Genomic DNA, 17,827 nt, shown 5'->3' on the forward strand with positions numbered 1-17,827 from the left:
CTCCTCATTTGGCGTCTTTGCTAACGGTATTGAGCAGGAATTTACCGATCAGGTCTTCCAGTACCAGAGACGACTGCGTGTCGTGGATGGTTCCACCATCCTTCAGACGGGTGTCTTCCCCGCCCACGCTGATACCGATGTACTTCTCGCCCAACAGGCCAGCGGTCAGGATAGACGCTGTGGAGTCGGTCGGCAGGTTGTCGACCTTTTTATCCACTTGCAGGGTTACCCGCCCGGTGAAGCTGTCGCGATCCAGATCGATGGCCGTGACCTTGCCGATGGTCACACCGGCCATGGTCACTTTGGCTCTGACCGTCAAACCGGCGATATTGTCGAAGTAGGCATACAGTTTATAGGTGTCGGTGGTCGAAGTCGGAGACAGGCCACTGACCCGCAGGGCAAGCAGCAACAAGGCCAGGATCCCTGCCAGCAGGAACAGGCCGACACCGATTTCCAGGGTGCGGTTTTGCATCAGAAATCTCCAAACATCAAAGCGGTCAGAATAAAGTCCAGGCCCAGTACCGCCAGCGAGGCGAATACCACGGTCTTGGTGGTGGCGCGACTGATGCCCTCGGAAGTGGGCTCACAGTCATAGCCTTGGAATACGGCGATCCAGGTCACGACGAAGGCGAAAACGATACTTTTGATGACGCCATTGAGCACATCGCTGGTGAAGTTCACGCTGTTCTGCATGTTCGCCCAGTAGGAACCTTCATACACGCCAAGCCAGTCGACAGCCACCCACGAACCGCCCCAGATCCCCACCACGCTGAAAATCATCGCCAGCACCGGCAGGGAAATGAAACCGGCCCACAGACGCGGGGCAATAATGTATTTGAGCGGATCGACACCGATCATTTCCAGGCTGGAAAGCTGCTCGGTGGACTTCATGTTGCCAATTTCCGCGGTCAGCGCCGAACCGGCACGCCCGGCAAACAGCAAGGCCGTCACCACCGGACCCAGTTCACGCAGCAACGTCAGGGCCACCATCTGCCCCACCGCCTGCTCCGAACCGTAGCTCGACAGAATACTGAAGCCCTGCAGCGCCAGCACCATGCCGATGAAAATCCCGGACACGACGATGATCACCAGCGACATCACGCCAACCGAATGCAGCTGCTTGACCAACAGGCCAAAACCGCCGCTGATGCCGCCACGACCGAGCAGGGCGTGGAACAGGAACAGGGTCGCACGACCAAACACCGCAACGGCGTCGATCGCCGCCTCGCCGAAACGGCGTACGCGTTCTATTAATGAAATTCTGCGCATCAGCGCTTCCCCAGAAGATCTGCGCGGTAATCCGTCGCTGGAAAATGATACGGCACCGGGCCATCGGGGTTGCCGGTCATGAACTGGCGAATACGCGGCTCATCCGAATTCATCAACTCGTCCGGCGTGCCCTGCCCCAGCACCTGACCATCACCCACTACATAGATGTAGTCAGCGATGCTCGCGGTTTCGGCCAGATCGTGGGAGACCACGATACTGGTGATCCCCAGCGCATCGTTGAGCAGACGGATCAGGCGTACCAGCACGCCCATGGCGATCGGGTCCTGACCGACGAAAGGCTCGTCGTACATGAGAATCTGCGGATCGAGCGCAATTGCCCGGGCAAGCGCCACGCGACGCTTCATGCCGCCGGACAGTTCGTCGGGCATCAGCTCGATGGCGCCGCGCAGACCGACCGCCTGCAATTTGAGCAGGACGATGTCGCGGATCATTTCATCCGGCAATTGGGTATGAACGCGCAGGGGGAAAGCGACGTTCTCGAAGACATCGAGATCGGTAAACAGCGCGCCGCTCTGAAACAGCACGCCCATGTGCTTGCGCGCATCGAACAGATCACTGCGCGACAGCGTCGGCAGGTTCTGGCCGTTGACCCAGACTTCGCCGCTGGAAGGACGCAACTGTGCCCCCATCAAGCGCAACAAAGTGGTCTTGCCGCACCCGGAAGGTCCCATGATGCCGGTAACCTTGCCACGCGGGATGCGAATATCGACGTTATTGAAAATGCTGCGCGCACCGCGCTTGAAGGAGACTCCCTTCAGCTCGACCGCGTAGGCGTTATCGGCACTCATCTAAACTCCTTGCGATGCAGCCTCTCACTCGGACGCCTGGCTTTCCGCAGAAAGCACATACCTCCCGGGCAGGCCGAACTGGCGGCGAACTATATCACTGCAAAGGCCAAGCGCCCAAGGCCCATGCCCCCCTGTGTTCAGCGATATGACAGGCGCGGCCGCGCTTTTTCAGGGTTTTGGTTACGAGGAATGACAAAGCACAACGAACTTGCGTGAGGCTTTTCAACATAACCGCTATAATCGCCGCCTTTTCATCGGGCTATACGATTTCTGACATGAGCCAATCCAGCGACCTGATTCAATCGGCACAACGCACCATCCGCCTCGAAGTGGAAGCCGTACAAGGCTTGTTGCCCCATATCGACGCCGATTTCGTACGCGCTTGCGAGATGATTCTGGCCAGCAAAGGCCGTGTGGTCGTGGTCGGCATGGGCAAATCCGGGCACGTCGGCAACAAGATTGCCGCGACCCTGGCCAGCACCGGCACTCCGGCATTTTTCGTCCACCCGGCCGAAGCCAGTCATGGCGACATGGGCATGATCACCCGCGACGACGTGATTCTCGCCCTCTCCAACTCCGGCTCGACCAACGAAATCGTCACCTTGCTGCCCCTGATCAAGCGCCTGGGTATCCAGTTGATCAGCCTGACCGGCAATCCCCTGTCGCCGCTGGCCAAGGCTGCCGAAGTCAATCTCAATGTTCACGTCGAGCACGAAGCCTGCCCGCTGAACCTGGCGCCGACTTCCTCGACCACCGCTGCGCTGGTCATGGGCGATGCCCTGGCCGTGGCGCTGCTGGAAGCGCGTGGTTTCACCGCCGAAGATTTTGCTTTTTCCCACCCGGGCGGTGCCCTGGGTCGACGCCTGCTGCTGAAAGTGGAAAACGTCATGCACGCCGGGCAAGAGTTGCCGCAAGTACAACGCGGCACCCTGCTCAAGGACGCGCTCATGGAAATGACCCGCAAGGGTCTGGGGATGACCGTCATCCTTGAAGCCGATGGCAAGCTGGCCGGGATCTTCACCGACGGCGACCTGCGCCGCACCCTGGATCGCAGCATCGACATCCGCAGCGCCACCATCGACCAGGTCATGACCGCACACGGCAAGACCGCACGGCCCGAGATGCTCGCCGCCGAAGCGCTGAAAATCATGGAAGACCACCGAATCAACGCACTGGTGGTCGTGGATGAAGAAGATCGCCCGATTGGCGCCTTCAACCTCTCCGATCTGCTGCGTGCAGGAGTGATGTAATGACAAGCGATCTGCTGCAACGCGGCAAAGCGATCAAACTGGCGGTGTTCGACGTCGACGGCGTCCTCACCGACGGGCGCCTGTACTTCCTTGAAGACGGCAGCGAATTCAAGACGTTCAACACCCTCGACGGCCAAGGCATCAAGATGCTGATGAATGCCGGTGTCGAGACGGCCATCATCAGTGGCCGCAAGACGCCGGTGGTTGAGCGCCGGGCGAAGAACCTCGGCATCCCGCATCTGTTTCAGGGCCGCGAAGACAAATTGGTGGTTCTGGACGGTCTTCTGCAGCAACTGGGCCTAAGCTATGAACAGGTCGCCTACCTCGGTGACGACTTGCCTGACCTGCCGGTGATCCGCCGCGTAGGCCTGGGCATGGCCGTCGCCAATGCTGCCGATTTCGTGCGCGAACACGCCCATGGCGTCACTCGGGCCCGTGGTGGCGAAGGTGCCGCCCGCGAATTCTGCGAATTGATCCTGCGCGCCCAGGGCCGCCTCGATGCGGCCAACGCCGCGTACCTGTGAGCCAAATCATGTTTAGCAAAAAATTTCGCAACTTCCTGCTGTTCGGCTGTATCGCTGCCATGTTTGCAGCGGTCGGCTACTGGAATATCAGTCCGGAACGCTTCCTCGACAAGCCTGCAGCCAAGGCCGAAGACACTGCCATCGACTGGTACGCCACCAATACACACACCTTTCAGTACCTCCCGGACGGCAAGCTGCAATACGAGATGACGTCGGACAAGGCCGAGCACCTGAAAGCGACGGATGTGACGCTTGTCACCAAACCCGACCTGAACATGTTCCGCGGTACCGAGTTTCCGTGGCACGTGACCAGCGAGCGCGGTGAAGTGAATTCGGGCGGCACCGAGGTCGAACTGATCGATTCCGTACGCGTCAAGCGTACTGACGAAAAGAACCGCGACACCTTGATCACCAGCACACGCATGACAGTGTTCCCGCAGCAGCAATATGCGCAGACCGCGCAACCCGTTAGAATCGACGGCGCTGGGGGTGTATCGACTGGCGTGGGAATGAAGGCGTATTTGAAGGAAAGCAGGATACACCTGCTATCTAACGTAAGAGGACAGTATGAGGCTCGTTAAAACCCTCCCTATTTTGCTCAGTCTGGGCGCAGCACTGGGAAGCGTGAGCGCCTGGGCTCTGCCGAACGATCAAGAGCAGCCCATTCGCATTCAGGCCGACGATGCCCAGATGGACGACAAGAATGGCGTTGCCACCTATAAAGGTGACGTGATCATTACCCAAGGCTCGATGAAGGTGACCGGTAATACCGTGACTCTGACTCGCACCCCGACCGGTGATATCGACGTGGTGACCTCAGTCGGCAACCTCGCCTACTTCGAACAGCTGCAGACTGCTGGCGACAAAAAACCTGTGCAGGGCTGGGGCGTGACCATCCAGTATCACGCGCAGCAGAATCGCGTCGTGCTGATCGACAAGGCCAAGGTTGTCGACAAGGACAACAACACCACTCAGGGCGAAAAAATCGTCTATGACACGGTGAAAAAACTGGCCAGCGCCGGCCGCGCTACCGGCAGTAAAGTCACCGAGGCGCGTCCGCGCATCGACATGGTGATCCAGCCGAAGCCGAAAAACGACGAGAAAAAGGCCCAGTAATGGCAACTCTGAAAGCTCAACACCTGGCCAAGGCCTATAAAAGCCGCCAGGTTGTGCGCGACGTCAGCCTGTCGATCGACAGTGGCCAGATCGTTGGCCTGCTCGGCCCGAACGGCGCCGGCAAGACGACCTGCTTCTATATGATCGTCGGCCTGGTGCAGGCCGATCAGGGCCGCGTGTTGATCGATGATCTGGACGTCAGCCATCAGCCGATGCACGGCCGCGCCAAGGCCGGTATCGGCTATCTGCCGCAAGAAGCGTCGATCTTCCGCAAACTGTCGGTGGCCGATAACATCATGGCCATCCTCGAAACCCGCGCGGAACTCGACAAGGCCGGTCGTCGCAAGGAACTGGAAAGCCTGCTGCAGGAATTCCACATCAGCCACATCCGCGACAACCTCGGCATGAGCCTGTCCGGTGGTGAACGCCGCCGGGTGGAAATCGCTCGCGCACTGGCGACCGCACCGAAATTCATCCTGCTCGACGAACCGTTCGCCGGTGTCGACCCGATCTCGGTCGGCGACATCAAGCAGATCATCCACCACCTCAAGGCCAAGGGCATCGGTGTTCTGATCACCGACCACAACGTGCGTGAGACCCTGGATATCTGCGAAACCGCCTACATCGTCAACGACGGTCAACTGATCGCCGAAGGCGATGCTGCGACCATCCTTGCCAACGATCTGGTGAAGGAAGTGTATCTGGGCCACGAGTTCCGCCTGTAAGCACCAAGGCACTTGGCCAGCCTCCGGGTGCTGTATCGATGAAGCAGGCTTTTATACGCTTTTATTGTTACAGCGCTCTAGGCAAACACGACAGTTTCAGGCATATAATTTGCTTAAGTTTGGCGCTTCGGCGCCCTGTAGTGGATGGCGCATGCGCGCCGGCGAATAAGGTGTTAAGCCCCTGCCATGAAACCATCGCTAGTCTTGAGAATGGGCCAGCAGCTGACGATGACACCGCAGCTGCAACAGGCCATCCGCCTGCTCCAATTGTCGACCCTGGACCTGCAACAGGAAATCCAGGAGGCCCTGGAATCCAATCCGATGCTCGAACGCCAGGAAGAAGGCGACGACTTCGACAACTCCGATCCTTTGGCCGACAACGCCGAACAAAAGCCCAACACCGACATTCAGGAACCGTCATACCAGGAAACCGCCCCGACGGTGGACAACCTGGAGGAAGGTGAATGGAACGAGCGCATTCCCAACGAGCTGCCGGTCGACACTGCCTGGGAAGATGTCTACCAGACCAGCGCCAGCAGCCTGCCCAGCGGCGATGACGACGAGTGGGACTTCACCACCCGCACCTCTGCCGGGGAAAGCCTGCAGAGCCATTTGCTCTGGCAATTGAACCTGGCGCCGATGTCCGACACCGACCGCCTGATCGCCGTGACCCTGATCGATTGCATCAACAATCAGGGCTACCTCGACGAAACCCTCGAAGAAATTCTCGACGCCTTTGATCCGGAACTCGACATCGAGCTGGACGAGATCGAAGCCGTCCTGCACCGCATCCAGCAGTTCGAACCCGCCGGCATCGGCGCCCGCAACCTTGGCGAATGCCTGTTGCTGCAACTGCGCCAGCTCCCGGCCAAGACTCCGTGGCTGAACGAAGCCAAGCGTCTGGTCAGCGATTACATCGATCTGCTTGGCAGTCGCGACTACAGCCAGCTGATGCGGCGCATGAAGCTCAAGGAAGACGAGCTGCGTCAGGTCATCGAACTGGTGCAGAGTCTGAATCCGCGCCCGGGCTCGCAGATCGAATCGACTGAAGCCGAGTACGTGGTGCCGGACGTCATTGTGCGCAAGGACAACGAACGCTGGCTGGTCGAGCTGAATCAGGAGTCGGTGCCCCGTCTGCGGGTCAACGCACAGTACGCCGGTTTTGTCCGTCGCGCCGACACCAGCGCCGACAACACTTTCATGCGCAATCAGTTGCAGGAAGCGCGCTGGTTCATCAAGAGCCTGCAAAGCCGCAACGAAACCCTGATGAAAGTGGCGACCCAGATCGTCGAGCATCAGCGCGGTTTCCTGGAGTACGGCGATGAAGCCATGAAGCCGTTGGTCCTGCACGACATCGCCGAGGCGGTTGGTATGCACGAATCGACGATTTCCCGCGTCACTACCCAGAAATTCATGCATACCCCACGGGGCATTTATGAACTGAAATACTTTTTCTCCAGCCACGTCAGCACCTCCGAAGGCGGCGAATGCTCGTCCACGGCGATTCGCGCGATCATCAAGAAACTGGTTGCGGCGGAAAATCAGAAAAAGCCGTTGAGTGACAGCAAGATCGCTGGTTTACTGGAGGCACAAGGCATTCAGGTGGCTCGCCGCACCGTCGCCAAGTACCGCGAATCCCTCGGGATCGCGCCTTCGAGCGAACGCAAGCGGTTGATGTAAGCCACGTTACAGCGTTCCAGTGGCAGGCTCTTCGGCCTGCCGCTTTATGCACTGGCAACGAAGGAGAAGCTGTATGCAAGTCAACATCAGTGGACACCAACTGGAAGTGACCCAACCTCTGCGTTCCTATATCGAGGAAAAACTCCAACGACTGGAGCGCCATTTCGACAAGATCACCAACGTGCAGGTCACGATGTGCGTCGAAAAGCTGAAGCAGAAAATCGAAGCCACCTTGCATATTCCCGGCAGCGAAGTGGTCGCCAACGCAGAAGATACCGACATGTATGCTGCGATCGACGCACTGACCGACAAGCTGGATCGCCAACTCAAAAAGCATAAGGAAAAGACCCAGAGCCTCCTCCAGGGCGCGACAGGTCGTTAACACCCCCAACCCATGATCCGACTTGAAAGTATCCTGACCCCCGGCCGTTCCCTGGTGAACGTGCCGGGCGGCAGTAAAAAGAAAGCCCTCGAACAGATTGCCAACCTGATCGCCCGCGAAGTGCCGGGTCTGGAGATGCAAGATGTCTTCGAGGCGCTGATCGCCCGTGAGAAACTCGGCTCCACCGGTTTCGGCAACGGCATCGCCATTCCCCACTGTCGCCTCAATGGCTGTGAAGCGCCTGTCAGCGCTTTGATGCACCTTGATGCGCCTATCGATTTCGATGCCATCGACGGTGCGCCGGTTGACCTGCTGTTTGTCCTGCTGGTCCCGGAAGCTGCCACCGATGCCCACCTGGAATTACTGCGCCAGATCGCCAGCATGCTCGATCGCAAGGAAGTGCGCGAAAAACTGCGCAGCGCACCGAGTAACGAAGCCTTGTATCAGGTCGTCCTGAGCGAGCAAAACGGGCATTAATCATGCGCTTGATCATCGTCAGCGGCCGCTCCGGCTCGGGTAAAAGCACTGCCCTGGATGTCCTTGAGGACAACGGCTACTACTGCATCGACAACCTGCCGGCCGGTCTGCTGCCGGAGCTGGCCGAACGCGCGCTGATCCACACCGAACTGGCCCAGCCGCTGGTAGCTGTGTCGATTGATGCGCGCAACCTGCCGAGCCACCTGTCGCGTTTCCCCGAGCTGCTGGAAGAAGTCCGCGCCCGGCACATCCAGTGCGATGTGCTGTATCTGGATGCCGACGAAGAAACCCTGCTCAAGCGCTTTTCGGAAACTCGCCGTCGTCACCCGCTGAGCACGGCCAACCGCTCGCTGGCCGAAGCGATCAACGACGAGACCGCCCTGCTCGGGCCGATTGCCGACCTGGCCGACCTCAAGGTCAACACCACCAATCTGAACCTGTACCAGTTGCGCGACACCATCAAGCTACGCCTGCTGAACCAGCCGGAGCCGGGTACGGCCTTCCTGGTCGAGTCGTTCGGCTTCAAGCGCGGCATGCCGGTGGATGCGGATCTGGTGTTCGACGTGCGCTGCCTGCCCAATCCGTACTGGAAGCCTGAATTGCGCGCAAAGTCCGGTCTCGATGCACCGGTCGCCGAATATCTGGCGGCGCAGCCGGAGGTTGAGGAGATGTTTCAAGACATCTACGGCTACCTGAATAAATGGCTGCCGCGTTTTGCCGCGAGCAACCGCGCCTACGTCACCATTGCCATTGGCTGCACCGGCGGGCATCACCGCTCCGTTTACCTGACCGAACGTCTGGGTCAGGCCCTGCAGAAAACCCTGAAGAACGTCCAGGTTCGCCACCGCGACCTCACTTAAAGGATTCACACCGCGATGCCTGCTCTGGAAATCGAAATCATCAATAAGCTGGGCCTGCATGCCCGAGCGTCGGCCAAATTCGTCGGGGTAGCGGGCCAGTTCCCGGATTGCACGATCAGAGTGGGGCGTACACCCGAAACCACGGTCGATGGCAAAAGCATCATGGCGATGATGATGCTGGCCGCCGGCAAAGGCACCAAGATCTATCTGAGTACCGAAGGCCATCAGGAGCAGGAAGCGCTGGATGCGCTGGTGGCGTTGATCAACAACTACTTCGATGAAGGTGGTTGATCCTGCATGGAGGGGGAGCTTGCTCCCTCTCTGCCAATCAGCCCAGCGCCGTATCCATCACCATCATCAGACAGAACCCGATCAGCAAGCCAAGACTGGCCAGCTTGTCATGACCATTGCGTCGCGACTCGGGGATCACTTCATGCGTCACCACCAGCAACATCGCCCCCGCCGCCAGCGCCAGCCCCAACGGCAACAACAGCTCCGCCAGACTGACCAGCCACGCACAGAGCAGCGCAAACACTGGCTCGACCAGCCCTGAAGCCGCCCCGATCAAGAACGCCCTGACCCGCGACATCCCCGCCCCGGCCAGCACCAGCGCAATCACCAATCCTTCTGGCACATCCTGCAAGGCAATGCCCATCGCCAGACTGTCGGCATCCGGCATGCCACCACCTGCAGAGACACCCACCGCCATGCCTTCCGGGATGTTGTGGGCAATGATGGCGAAGACGAACAGCCAGATCCGCGGCGCAATCACCGGGTGCTCGGGGGTACCGACGAGCATTTCCGGTGAGGCGCCGGACAGTTTCAGGTCCACCAGATACAAGCCGAATGCACCGAGCATGATACCGAAGCAGATCAGTCCGCTGGCTGCCCACGGTGTCAGGCCCAGACTTTCGGCGGCACCAATACCCGGCACGATCAGCGAAAACGCAGTCGCTGCCAGCATCACGCCGGCGCCGAAACCCAGCAGCGTATCGCTGAGCATCTGCGGCATGCGCCGGATCACCAACACCGGCACCGCGCCGAGCGCCGTGCCGAGGGCGCAGATCGCCCCACCCTGCAAGGCCCGCGACAGCTTCGGCTGCAGATCCAGCCATTCCAGGCCGTGCGCCGCAAGCAAAGTCATGCCCGCCAGCAGCAACAGCGACCCGACCGCGTAACGAAACATGCGCCCACCGCCAATCGACAGTGTTTCAGTGCCCATAGTCAGCCCTGGATTGTTTTTATAGATGGCTTAAACCAGTGCGGCCTGATAACGCGCGGCGACTTCAGGCCAATTGATCACGTTGTAGAACGCGTTGATGTATTCCGGACGGCGGTTCTGATAACGCAGGTAGTAAGCGTGTTCCCAGACGTCCAGACCGAGAATCGGCGTATTGCCATTCATCAGCGGGCTGTCCTGATTGCCGCTGCTTTCCACGATCAGTTTCTTGTCGGAAGTGACGCTGAGCCAGGCCCAGCCGCTGCCGAAACGGGTCAGTGCGGCTTTGGTGAACGCTTCCTTGAAGCTGTCGAGACCGCCCAGTTGCTCATCGATCGCCTTGGCCAACGCGCCATCTGGCTTACCACCGCCATTGGGCACCATGACTTCCCAGAACAGCGAGTGGTTGGCGTGGCCGCCACCCTGGTTGATCACCGCTGCGCGGAGTTTTTCCGGCAACTGCTGGACGCTGGCGACCAGTTTTTCCACCGGCCACTCGGCGTACTCAGTGCCTTCGACGGCGGCGTTGAGGTTGTTGATGTAGGTCTGGTGGTGCTTGGTGTAGTGAATCTCCATGGTTTGCGCATCAATGTGCGGTTCCAGAGCGTCGTAGGCGTACGGCAAGGCAGGCAAGGTAAAAGCCATTTCAGTGGACTCCATGGTGATGTGAGGCAGGCGCGCGGCGCGCATTGCCGGTATCCGGGTGCAGCAGGCGCTGGGTGCGCGGGTATTCGCCGTGCTCGCTGATGAAATTCAGCAGCTCGACGTAGGTCTTGCTGCTCTGGCGTAGCGCCGCTTCACGCAGGGCCGGACGCAGGCGCTCGTCCTGCATGGTTTGCAACAGCCGCTGATGAATCGCGCAGAGGTACTCGGCGCTCTCCTCCGGCTGATTCAGGCGCAGGTGCAGATCCGCCAGGTTGTGGTGGGAGATGACGCAGGCCGCCACCGCTTCGTCGGCATCGGCCCAGCGCTCGAACAGCACTTGCGCCAGGGCCAGGGCTTGCAGATAAGCTTCACGGGCATCAATCAGCTCGCCCAGCATGAAGCAGCGATTGGCCCGTTCGATCGTGCGTTTCCAGTGCTCCATGGTGAGCCTCCAAAGCGGTTGCGGGGTTTACACGCCGCCGGCGGTGAGTTTCTCGGGGTTGAGCAACTCTTCCAGTTGGCTGCGCGACAGATCGGTGTGTTCCAGCGCGACGTCGATCACCGGACGCCCTTGTTTGTAGGCCTGCTTGGCGATTTCGGCGGCCTTCTGATAGCCGATGATCGGGTTGAGCGCGGTGACCAGAATCGGGTTGCGCGACAGTGCTTCCTTGAGCCGCGACTCATTGACCTTGAAGCTGGCGATGGCCTTGTCGCCGAGCAGACGACTGGCATTGGCCAGCAGTTCGATGCTGCTGAGCAGGTTCTGGGCGATGATCGGCAGCATCACGTTCAGTTCGAAATTGCCCGACTGGCCGGCGATGGTGATCACCGAGTCGTTGCCGATCACTTGCGCGGCAACCATCGCAGTGGCTTCCGGAATCACCGGGTTGACCTTGCCCGGCATGATCGACGAACCCGGTTGCAGCCCTTCGAGCTCGATCTCGCCGAGACCGGCAAGCGGCCCTGAGTTCATCCAGCGCAGGTCGTTGGCGATTTTCATCAGCGACACGGCGATGGCCTTGAGCTGGCCGGAAACGGCGACGGCGGTGTCCTGCGAGCCGATCAGCGCGAACAGATCCTTGCCCGGAGTGAATTGCACATGGGTCAGCTGGCTCAGTTGGCGGCTGAAACGTGCGGCGAACTCAGGATGCGCATTGATCCCGGTACCAACCGCCGTACCGCCCTGTGCCAGCGATTGCAGGCTCGGCAGCAAATCCTGCAGATGACCGATGTTGGCCTTGAGCTGTTGCGCCCAGCCATTGAGCACCTGGCTCATGCGCACCGGCATCGCGTCCATCAAATGGGTGCGACCGGTTTTGACGTGGTAATGCACCTGTTCGGCTTTGTTTTCGATCACCTGCACCAGGTGCAGCAACGCCGGCAACAGCTGTTCGTGCAAAGCCAGGGCAGCGCTGACGTGGATGGTGGTCGGAATGATGTCGTTGCTGCTCTGGCCGCAGTTGACGTGATCGTTCGGGTTGACCGGCTCGTCGAGCAGACGGCTGGCGAGGGTCGCGATCACTTCGTTGGCATTCATGTTGGAGCTGGTGCCGGAGCCGGTCTGGAAGATATCCACCGGAAAATGCTGCATGAAGTCGCCTTCGAGCAGGCCTTGGGCCGCATCGCTGATGGCTTTGCCCTGTGCGGCGCTGATCTGGTTGAGTTCGACGTTGGCCCGGGCGGCAGCGGCTTTGGCGAGGATCAGCGCACGGATGAATTGCCTCGGCATCGGTTGGCCGCTGATCGGGAAGTTATCCACTGCACGCTGGGTCTGCGCGCCGTAGAGAGCGTCCACCGGCACCTGCAGTTCGCCCATGCTGTCGCGCTCAATACGTGTCTTGGTCATCTGAAAATCCTTGCACCAGTTCAATAAGAGGAATCGAAGGAAGCAACTCGCAGGTCGCCAGTTGCCAGGTGTAGCGCTGCCAGCGCTGGAGCCGGCAGTTGCACAGCGACAGGCGCTCCATTTCACGCAGCGGGCGCCAGGCTTGATCGAGACACAGACTGCGCCAGTGCCACGGCAACGCGATGTCGGTGGCTGTGTCGAGCAGCAGACGGAAGGAGGTTTCAGCGATGGTCCACGGGGAAGTCGCCGTACAGCAGGCCAGATAGCGGCCTTCGGCCAGGTAATGTTCGATCAGGCGCGGTTCGTCAGGATCCATTGCGCAACGGATCTGGCGACTCATCCAGCGCCAGCTTTCGAGGTACGGCTGCTCGTGCAAGGCAGAACTCATGATCCGGGACTCGTTCGGAGATGAGATTCATTATTAGATGATAATGAGAACCAAAACAAGAGTGCCTGATTACACAGACTCCATTGTGGGAGCGAGCCTGCTCGCGAAGGCGTCGTGTCAGTCACCGCTGCGGTCGGCTGTTAAATCGCTTTCGCGAGCAGGCTCGCTCCCACAGGGTTTTGTGGCGAGCCAAGAAAAAAGGCGCGCCATCCAATTGGATGGCGCGCCTTTTTTGTGACGGTTGGGCTTAACTGCCCGCGACAGTCATTCGCTCGATCAACACCGAGCCCGTGCGAATATTGCTGCGCAGCTCCAGATCATTCCCGACTGCGACGATCTGCTTGAACATGTCGCGCATATTGCCGGCGATGGTCACTTCCTGCACCGCGAACTGGATTTCGCCGTTTTCGACCCAGAAACCCGCCGCTCCGCGCGAATAATCGCCGGTGACCATGTTCAAGCCATGGCCCATCAATTCGGTAACCAATAAGCCACGGCCCATGCGCTTCAACAGCGCCGCCTGGTCTTCGTCACCGTGAGTGACGAACAGGTTGTGCACGCCACCCGCGTTGGCGGTGCTCGGCATGCCGAGTTTGCGCCCGGAGTACGTGCCGAGGATGTACGACACCAGTTCGCCCTTCTCGACGAACGGCTTAGCGTAAGTGGCCAGACCATCGCCGTCGTAGGACGCACTGCCCATGGCGCGCATCAGGTGCGGACGCTCGTCGATGGTCAGCCATTCCGGAAACAGCTTCTGCCCCAAAGTGCCTTCGAGAAACGACGATTTACGGTACAGGCTGCCGCCGGACACCGCCGACAGGAAACTGCCGAACAACCCGCCCGCCAGCTCGGCGGAAAACAGCACTGGCACTTCGCAGGTCGGCACCGGACGCGCGCCCAGACGGCTCGCGGCGCGTTGCGCGGCACGCTGGCCGATGCTCACCGGATCCGCCAGCAAACTGCCCTGACGGTTCACGTCATACCAGTAATCGCGCTGCATCTGGCCATCGGCTTCGGCGATCATCACGCAGCTCAGGCTGTGCCGGGTCGACGCGTAACCGCCGATGAAACCGTGGCTGTTGCCATACACACGGCAGCCCTGATGCGTGCTGAGGGTAGTGCCGTCGGCGTTCTTGATCCGCGCATCGGCGTCGAACGCGGCCGCTTCACAGATCAGCGCCTTCTCGATGGCCTGCTCGGGGGTGATGTCCCACTCGTGAAACAGATCGAAATCCTGCTGATCCCTGGCCATCAGCGCCGCATCAGCGAGGCCCGATGCTTCGTCTTCAGAGGTGTGTTTGGCGATGGCCAGTGCAGCGGCAACGGTTTCGCGAATCGCGTCAGGGCCGGTGGCGGAAGTGCTGGCCGAGCCTTTGCGCTGGCCAACATACAAGGTGATGCCAAAACCCTGATCGCGATTGAACTCGACCGTCTCGACCTCACGCTGGCGCACCGAAGTCGACAAACCTTGCTCCAGCGACACGGCGACTTCGCAGGCGCTGGCGCCCTGACGCTTGGCTTCGGCGATGATCTGCTCGACCTGTTCCTGCAGTGCCGGCAATGCCTGCGGGCCGACGCTTTGAACTGCACTCATGCTCATCTCCACTCAAATTCTGCTTTCGGCTGGGGTCATCGAGCGACCGGGCCGGACAAGCGGCCCCCGACTGGTTATCATGGCGGCGTTTCTTTGCGGACTGCCACCATGGTTGATTCTTACGACGACTCCCTCGATACGGGAGAAAAAAGCAAATCTCAGGTCAAACGCGAGCTGCATGCTCTGGTTGACCTTGGCGAGCGCCTTACAACACTCAAGCCCGACTTGCAGGCAAAACTGCCATTGACCGACGCTTTGCGCCGGGCCCTGGCCGATGCGCCCAAGCACACCGCGAACATCGCGCGTAAACGGCACCTGCAGTTCATCGGCAAACTGATGCGCGATCAGGACACTGACGCGATTCTGGTACTGCTCGATCAACTCGATGCCTCCACCCGTCAGTACAACGAGCGTTTCCACAACCTCGAACGCTGGCGTGACCGCCTGATCGCCGGTGACGATGCCGTGCTGGAGAAATTCGTCGTCGAGTACCCGGACGCCGATCGCCAACAACTGCGTTCCCTGATCCGTCAGGCTCAGCACGAGGTTGCGCAAAACAAACCTCCTGCTTCCAGCCGCAAGATCTTCAAGTACATCCGTGAGCTGGACGATACGCAACGCGGCCTGCGTTGATAGTCGTCAGCGGGTGGCCGCAATGCGCGCCACCCGAAGCTCCACCTCTTTTTATGCGCCCGTGCCACCCACGGTGATCGCATCGATTTTCAGCGTCGGCTGACCGACACCCACCGGCACCGACTGCCCATCCTTGCCGCACGTGCCCACACCGCTGTCCAGCGCCAGATCGTTACCGACCATCGACACCCGGCTCATCGCCTCGGGACCGTTGCCGATCAACGTCGCGCCCTTGACCGGCGCAGTGATCTTGCCGTCCTCGATCAGGTACGCCTCGCTGGTGGAGAACACGAACTTGCCGCTGGTGATGTCGACCTGACCGCCGCCAAGGTTGGCGCAGTAGATGCCCTTCTTCACCGAAGCGATGATTTCCGCCGGATCGCTCTCGCCGCCCAACATGTAGGTGTTGGTCATGCGCGGCATCGGTAGATGCGCATAAGACTCGCGACGACCGTTACCGGTACGGGCCACGCCCATCAGGCGCGCATTGAGCTTGTCCTGCATGTAGCCCTTGAGCACGCCGTTTTCGATCAGCGTGGTGCACTCGGTCGGGGTGCCTTCGTCGTCGACGCTCAGCGAACCGCGACGACCGCTCAACGTGCCGTCATCGACAATGGTGCAGAGCTTGGAAGCGACCATTTCGCCCATCCGCCCGCTGTAGGCCGAACTGCCCTTGCGGTTGAAGTCGCCTTCCAGACCGTGGCCGACCGCTTCGTGCAGGAGCACGCCGGACCAGCCCGAACCGAGGACGACAGGCAAGGTGCCGGCCGGTGCCGGAATCGCTTCGAGGTTCACCAGGGCCTGACGCAGCGCTTCACGGGCATAACCCATGGCACGGTCTTCGGCGAGGAAATAACGGTAGTCGGTACGCCCGCCGCCGCCATGCCCGCCGCGCTCGCGACGACCATTCTGCTCGACGATCACGCTGACGTTGAAACGCACCAGCGGTCGCACATCAGCGGCCAGGCCTCCGTCGGTGGACGCTACCAGAATCCGCTCCCAGACCCCGGCCATGCTCACGCTGACCTGCTGAATCCGTGGGTCGAGGGCGCGGGTAGCGACGTCGATGCGCTTGAGCAGCTCGACTTTCTCGGCGCGGCTCAACACTTCCAGCGGATTGTCCGGCGCATACAGCTGCGCGACATCCTGAGTACTGAACGCCTGCACCGTGCCGTTCTGCCCGGCACGGGAGATCGAACGCGCGGCACGAGCCGCAGCGCCCAGCGCTTCAAGGGTGATCGCGTTGCTGTAGGCAAAACCGGTCTTCTCACCGGACTGCGCACGAACGCCAACACCCTGATCGAGGTTGAAGCTGCCTTCCTTGACGATGCCGTCTTCCAGCGACCACGACTCGGAGATCTGACCCTGGAAATACAGGTCGGCAGCATCGATGCCCGGGCCTGCCAGATCGCCGAGCACGCCTTGCAGGCTCTCGATCGTCACGCCGCCGGGCGCCAACAGGTGATCACTGACTGAGGACAACAACTCGCTCATAGGTTTACGCCTTAAATTCATGTTCTGAAGCAGGCCGCTGTGCGCCCTGCGAGAAAAACCGCCGATGACTCGTCACCGGCATTCGCGCCCTGATGGACGCTTGTTCATCACTGTCGCGTTCGGCCAACAACACCGCTTCGCCTTGATCCTGATGCGCCAGCACACGGCCCCACGGGTCGACAATCGCCGCATGACCGAAAGTTTCCCGCGGCCCCGGATGGGTTCCGCCCTGCGCTGCCGCCAACACATAACACTGGGTCTCGATGGCCCGGGCGCGAATCAGCACGTCCCAATGCGCCGCACCGGTCACCGCGGTAAAGGCCGATGGAGCGGTGATCAACTCGGCACCGGCGGCGCGCAGTTCACTGTACAGCTCCGGGAAGCGCAAGTCGTAACACACGCTCAGACCGACGCGGCCGACCGGCGTGTCCGCCACCACCACGCCACTGCCATAAGCATAGTCATCGGATTCGCGATACCGCCCGCGATTGTCCGCCACATCGACATCGAACAGGTGCAGCTTGTCATACCGCGCGACGGTTTCACCCTGATCGTTGACCAGCAGCGAACAGGCGTGGGACTTGGCCTGCGGTTGCCCGAGCGGTGGCAACGGCAAGGTACCGGCCACTATCCATAACTTGAGGTCACGGGCGGTCTGTTTCAACCACGGCAGGATCGGCCCTTCGCCGAGCGCTTCGGCGCGGCCGATGTCGGCGATATCGCGACGGCCCATGGCGGCGAAGTTTTCCGGCAGCACCGCCAGCTTCGCGCCGCCGGCCGCGGCCTGTTCGAGCAGGCGTCGAGCCTGCGCCAGATTGGCCAGCACATCACTCTGGCTGACCATTTGAATCACCGCTAAAGACATGGCGCGCTCCGCAACAGGTATGCGGCCATGCTACTCCATAGGCTTGGGATA

The 17,827-nt window shown here is 60.4% G+C and carries 22 protein-coding genes; 11 read left to right on the plus strand and 11 right to left on the minus strand.

Features of this window, described 5'->3' with window-relative positions:
* Positions 1-4: 4 nt before the first annotated feature.
* Genes mlaD through JFU48_RS02755 form a run of 3 tightly spaced genes read right to left on the minus strand, consistent with a single transcriptional unit; the run spans position 5 to position 2,078 of the window.
* Complete coding sequence (gene mlaD / locus JFU48_RS02745) at positions 5-472, minus strand: outer membrane lipid asymmetry maintenance protein MlaD (protein WP_007967220.1); 468 nt, start codon at positions 470-472, stop codon at positions 5-7.
* On the minus strand, positions 472-1,269 hold the full coding sequence (gene mlaE, locus JFU48_RS02750) for a lipid asymmetry maintenance ABC transporter permease subunit MlaE (protein ID WP_003221704.1): 798 nt from the start codon (positions 1,267-1,269) through the stop codon (positions 472-474). The genes mlaD and mlaE overlap by 1 nt, the downstream gene beginning before the upstream one ends.
* Entirely contained in the window at positions 1,269-2,078 is an 810-nt protein-coding gene (locus JFU48_RS02755; protein ID WP_003221703.1) for an ATP-binding cassette domain-containing protein, read from the minus strand. The genes mlaE and JFU48_RS02755 overlap by 1 nt, the downstream gene beginning before the upstream one ends.
* 275 nt (positions 2,079-2,353) lie before the next feature.
* On the opposite strand from JFU48_RS02755, the gene JFU48_RS02760 reads away from it, so the two are divergent.
* The 10 genes from JFU48_RS02760 to JFU48_RS02805 all read left to right on the plus strand — a co-directional run bounded on the left by JFU48_RS02760 (position 2,354) and on the right by JFU48_RS02805 (position 9,383).
* On the plus strand, positions 2,354-3,328 hold the full coding sequence (locus tag JFU48_RS02760) for a KpsF/GutQ family sugar-phosphate isomerase (RefSeq protein WP_003221702.1): 975 nt from the start codon (positions 2,354-2,356) through the stop codon (positions 3,326-3,328).
* The gene (locus JFU48_RS02765; protein ID WP_003221699.1) at positions 3,328-3,852 is read left to right on the plus strand and encodes a KdsC family phosphatase; all 525 of its coding nucleotides are present in this window, start codon (positions 3,328-3,330) and stop codon (positions 3,850-3,852) included. The genes JFU48_RS02760 and JFU48_RS02765 overlap by 1 nt, the downstream gene beginning before the upstream one ends.
* Before the next feature lie 8 nt (positions 3,853-3,860).
* On the plus strand, positions 3,861-4,433 hold the full coding sequence (gene lptC, locus JFU48_RS02770; protein ID WP_103485944.1) for an LPS export ABC transporter periplasmic protein LptC: 573 nt from the start codon (positions 3,861-3,863) through the stop codon (positions 4,431-4,433).
* Complete coding sequence (gene lptA / locus JFU48_RS02775; RefSeq protein WP_201135789.1) at positions 4,420-4,968, plus strand: lipopolysaccharide transport periplasmic protein LptA; 549 nt, start codon at positions 4,420-4,422, stop codon at positions 4,966-4,968. The genes lptC and lptA overlap by 14 nt, the downstream gene beginning before the upstream one ends.
* On the plus strand, positions 4,968-5,693 hold the full coding sequence (gene lptB / locus JFU48_RS02780) for an LPS export ABC transporter ATP-binding protein (protein ID WP_003221693.1): 726 nt from the start codon (positions 4,968-4,970) through the stop codon (positions 5,691-5,693). Before lptA ends, lptB begins: the two co-directional genes overlap by 1 nt.
* A gap of 186 nt (positions 5,694-5,879) precedes the next feature.
* Positions 5,880-7,373 (plus strand): RNA polymerase factor sigma-54, encoded by a 1,494-nt coding sequence (locus JFU48_RS02785; protein ID WP_201135790.1) that lies wholly within the window; start codon positions 5,880-5,882, stop codon positions 7,371-7,373.
* A gap of 73 nt (positions 7,374-7,446) precedes the next feature.
* Entirely contained in the window at positions 7,447-7,755 is a 309-nt protein-coding gene (hpf, locus tag JFU48_RS02790) for a ribosome hibernation-promoting factor, HPF/YfiA family (RefSeq protein WP_003221690.1), read from the plus strand.
* 12 nt (positions 7,756-7,767) lie between these two features.
* Positions 7,768-8,232 (plus strand): PTS IIA-like nitrogen regulatory protein PtsN, encoded by a 465-nt coding sequence (ptsN, locus tag JFU48_RS02795; protein ID WP_201135791.1) that lies wholly within the window; start codon positions 7,768-7,770, stop codon positions 8,230-8,232.
* A gap of 2 nt (positions 8,233-8,234) precedes the next feature.
* Entirely contained in the window at positions 8,235-9,092 is an 858-nt protein-coding gene (gene rapZ, locus JFU48_RS02800) for an RNase adapter RapZ (protein WP_201135792.1), read from the plus strand.
* A 15-nt stretch (positions 9,093-9,107) separates the two neighbouring features.
* Positions 9,108-9,383 (plus strand): HPr family phosphocarrier protein, encoded by a 276-nt coding sequence (locus tag JFU48_RS02805; protein WP_003221684.1) that lies wholly within the window; start codon positions 9,108-9,110, stop codon positions 9,381-9,383.
* 37 nt (positions 9,384-9,420) lie between these two features.
* Here JFU48_RS02805 and JFU48_RS02810 read toward each other — a convergent pair whose 3' ends face one another.
* The 6 genes from JFU48_RS02810 to pmbA all read right to left on the minus strand — a co-directional run bounded on the left by JFU48_RS02810 (position 9,421) and on the right by pmbA (position 14,784).
* On the minus strand, positions 9,421-10,314 hold the full coding sequence (locus JFU48_RS02810; protein WP_201135793.1) for a ZIP family metal transporter: 894 nt from the start codon (positions 10,312-10,314) through the stop codon (positions 9,421-9,423).
* A gap of 30 nt (positions 10,315-10,344) precedes the next feature.
* Entirely contained in the window at positions 10,345-10,956 is a 612-nt protein-coding gene (locus tag JFU48_RS02815; protein ID WP_201135794.1) for a superoxide dismutase, read from the minus strand.
* Between the two features lies 1 nt (position 10,957).
* Positions 10,958-11,398 carry a hypothetical protein gene (locus JFU48_RS02820; protein WP_003221677.1) on the minus strand — a complete coding sequence of 147 codons (441 nt, stop codon included), beginning with the start codon at positions 11,396-11,398 and terminating at the stop codon, positions 10,958-10,960.
* 27 nt (positions 11,399-11,425) lie between these two features.
* Positions 11,426-12,802 (minus strand): class II fumarate hydratase, encoded by a 1,377-nt coding sequence (locus JFU48_RS02825; RefSeq protein WP_201135795.1) that lies wholly within the window; start codon positions 12,800-12,802, stop codon positions 11,426-11,428.
* Positions 12,783-13,190 carry a FagA protein gene (locus tag JFU48_RS02830; RefSeq protein ID WP_103521624.1) on the minus strand — a complete coding sequence of 136 codons (408 nt, stop codon included), beginning with the start codon at positions 13,188-13,190 and terminating at the stop codon, positions 12,783-12,785. Before JFU48_RS02830 ends, JFU48_RS02825 begins: the two co-directional genes overlap by 20 nt.
* A gap of 247 nt (positions 13,191-13,437) precedes the next feature.
* Positions 13,438-14,784 (minus strand): metalloprotease PmbA, encoded by a 1,347-nt coding sequence (pmbA, locus tag JFU48_RS02835; protein ID WP_045122292.1) that lies wholly within the window; start codon positions 14,782-14,784, stop codon positions 13,438-13,440.
* A 108-nt stretch (positions 14,785-14,892) separates the two neighbouring features.
* Here pmbA and yjgA point away from each other — a divergent pair, with 108 nt between their 5' ends.
* Entirely contained in the window at positions 14,893-15,417 is a 525-nt protein-coding gene (gene yjgA / locus JFU48_RS02840) for a ribosome biogenesis factor YjgA (protein ID WP_003221672.1), read from the plus strand.
* 51 nt (positions 15,418-15,468) lie between these two features.
* Here yjgA and tldD read toward each other — a convergent pair whose 3' ends face one another.
* Positions 15,469-16,911 carry a metalloprotease TldD gene (gene tldD / locus JFU48_RS02845; protein WP_007961588.1) on the minus strand — a complete coding sequence of 481 codons (1,443 nt, stop codon included), beginning with the start codon at positions 16,909-16,911 and terminating at the stop codon, positions 15,469-15,471.
* Between the two features lie 4 nt (positions 16,912-16,915).
* The gene (locus JFU48_RS02850; RefSeq protein WP_003221670.1) at positions 16,916-17,776 is read right to left on the minus strand and encodes a carbon-nitrogen hydrolase family protein; all 861 of its coding nucleotides are present in this window, start codon (positions 17,774-17,776) and stop codon (positions 16,916-16,918) included.
* Positions 17,777-17,827: the final 51 nt, after the last annotated feature.

Source organism: Pseudomonas sp. TH49 (assembly GCF_016650625.1).
In the GTDB taxonomy this organism is placed as follows: domain Bacteria; phylum Pseudomonadota; class Gammaproteobacteria; order Pseudomonadales; family Pseudomonadaceae; genus Aquipseudomonas; species Aquipseudomonas fluorescens_H.

Excerpts from the sequence above, each read along its gene's own strand:
- JFU48_RS02805 (WP_003221684.1), top strand. The coding sequence starts at position 9,108 with ATGCCTGCTCTGGAAATCGAAATCATCAATAAGCTGGGCCTGCATGCC.
- JFU48_RS02760 (WP_003221702.1), top strand. The coding sequence starts at position 2,354 with ATGAGCCAATCCAGCGACCTGATTCAATCGGCACAACGCACCATCCGC.
- JFU48_RS02810 (WP_201135793.1), bottom strand. The coding sequence starts at position 10,314 with ATGGGCACTGAAACACTGTCGATTGGCGGTGGGCGCATGTTTCGTTAC.
- ptsN (WP_201135791.1), top strand. The coding sequence starts at position 7,768 with ATGATCCGACTTGAAAGTATCCTGACCCCCGGCCGTTCCCTGGTGAAC.
- JFU48_RS02850 (WP_003221670.1), bottom strand. The coding sequence starts at position 17,776 with ATGTCTTTAGCGGTGATTCAAATGGTCAGCCAGAGTGATGTGCTGGCC.
- hpf (WP_003221690.1), top strand. The coding sequence starts at position 7,447 with ATGCAAGTCAACATCAGTGGACACCAACTGGAAGTGACCCAACCTCTG.
- JFU48_RS02825 (WP_201135795.1), bottom strand. The coding sequence starts at position 12,802 with ATGACCAAGACACGTATTGAGCGCGACAGCATGGGCGAACTGCAGGTG.
- pmbA (WP_045122292.1), bottom strand. The coding sequence starts at position 14,784 with ATGAGTGCAGTTCAAAGCGTCGGCCCGCAGGCATTGCCGGCACTGCAG.
- mlaE (WP_003221704.1), bottom strand. The coding sequence starts at position 1,269 with ATGCGCAGAATTTCATTAATAGAACGCGTACGCCGTTTCGGCGAGGCG.
- lptA (WP_201135789.1), top strand. The coding sequence starts at position 4,420 with ATGAGGCTCGTTAAAACCCTCCCTATTTTGCTCAGTCTGGGCGCAGCA.
- JFU48_RS02830 (WP_103521624.1), bottom strand. The coding sequence starts at position 13,190 with ATGAGTTCTGCCTTGCACGAGCAGCCGTACCTCGAAAGCTGGCGCTGG.
- lptC (WP_103485944.1), top strand. The coding sequence starts at position 3,861 with ATGTTTAGCAAAAAATTTCGCAACTTCCTGCTGTTCGGCTGTATCGCT.
- tldD (WP_007961588.1), bottom strand. The coding sequence starts at position 16,911 with ATGAGCGAGTTGTTGTCCTCAGTCAGTGATCACCTGTTGGCGCCCGGC.
- yjgA (WP_003221672.1), top strand. The coding sequence starts at position 14,893 with ATGGTTGATTCTTACGACGACTCCCTCGATACGGGAGAAAAAAGCAAA.
- JFU48_RS02765 (WP_003221699.1), top strand. The coding sequence starts at position 3,328 with ATGACAAGCGATCTGCTGCAACGCGGCAAAGCGATCAAACTGGCGGTG.
- mlaD (WP_007967220.1), bottom strand. The coding sequence starts at position 472 with ATGCAAAACCGCACCCTGGAAATCGGTGTCGGCCTGTTCCTGCTGGCA.
- JFU48_RS02755 (WP_003221703.1), bottom strand. The coding sequence starts at position 2,078 with ATGAGTGCCGATAACGCCTACGCGGTCGAGCTGAAGGGAGTCTCCTTC.
- JFU48_RS02815 (WP_201135794.1), bottom strand. The coding sequence starts at position 10,956 with ATGGCTTTTACCTTGCCTGCCTTGCCGTACGCCTACGACGCTCTGGAA.
- JFU48_RS02785 (WP_201135790.1), top strand. The coding sequence starts at position 5,880 with ATGAAACCATCGCTAGTCTTGAGAATGGGCCAGCAGCTGACGATGACA.
- JFU48_RS02820 (WP_003221677.1), bottom strand. The coding sequence starts at position 11,398 with ATGGAGCACTGGAAACGCACGATCGAACGGGCCAATCGCTGCTTCATG.
- rapZ (WP_201135792.1), top strand. The coding sequence starts at position 8,235 with ATGCGCTTGATCATCGTCAGCGGCCGCTCCGGCTCGGGTAAAAGCACT.
- lptB (WP_003221693.1), top strand. The coding sequence starts at position 4,968 with ATGGCAACTCTGAAAGCTCAACACCTGGCCAAGGCCTATAAAAGCCGC.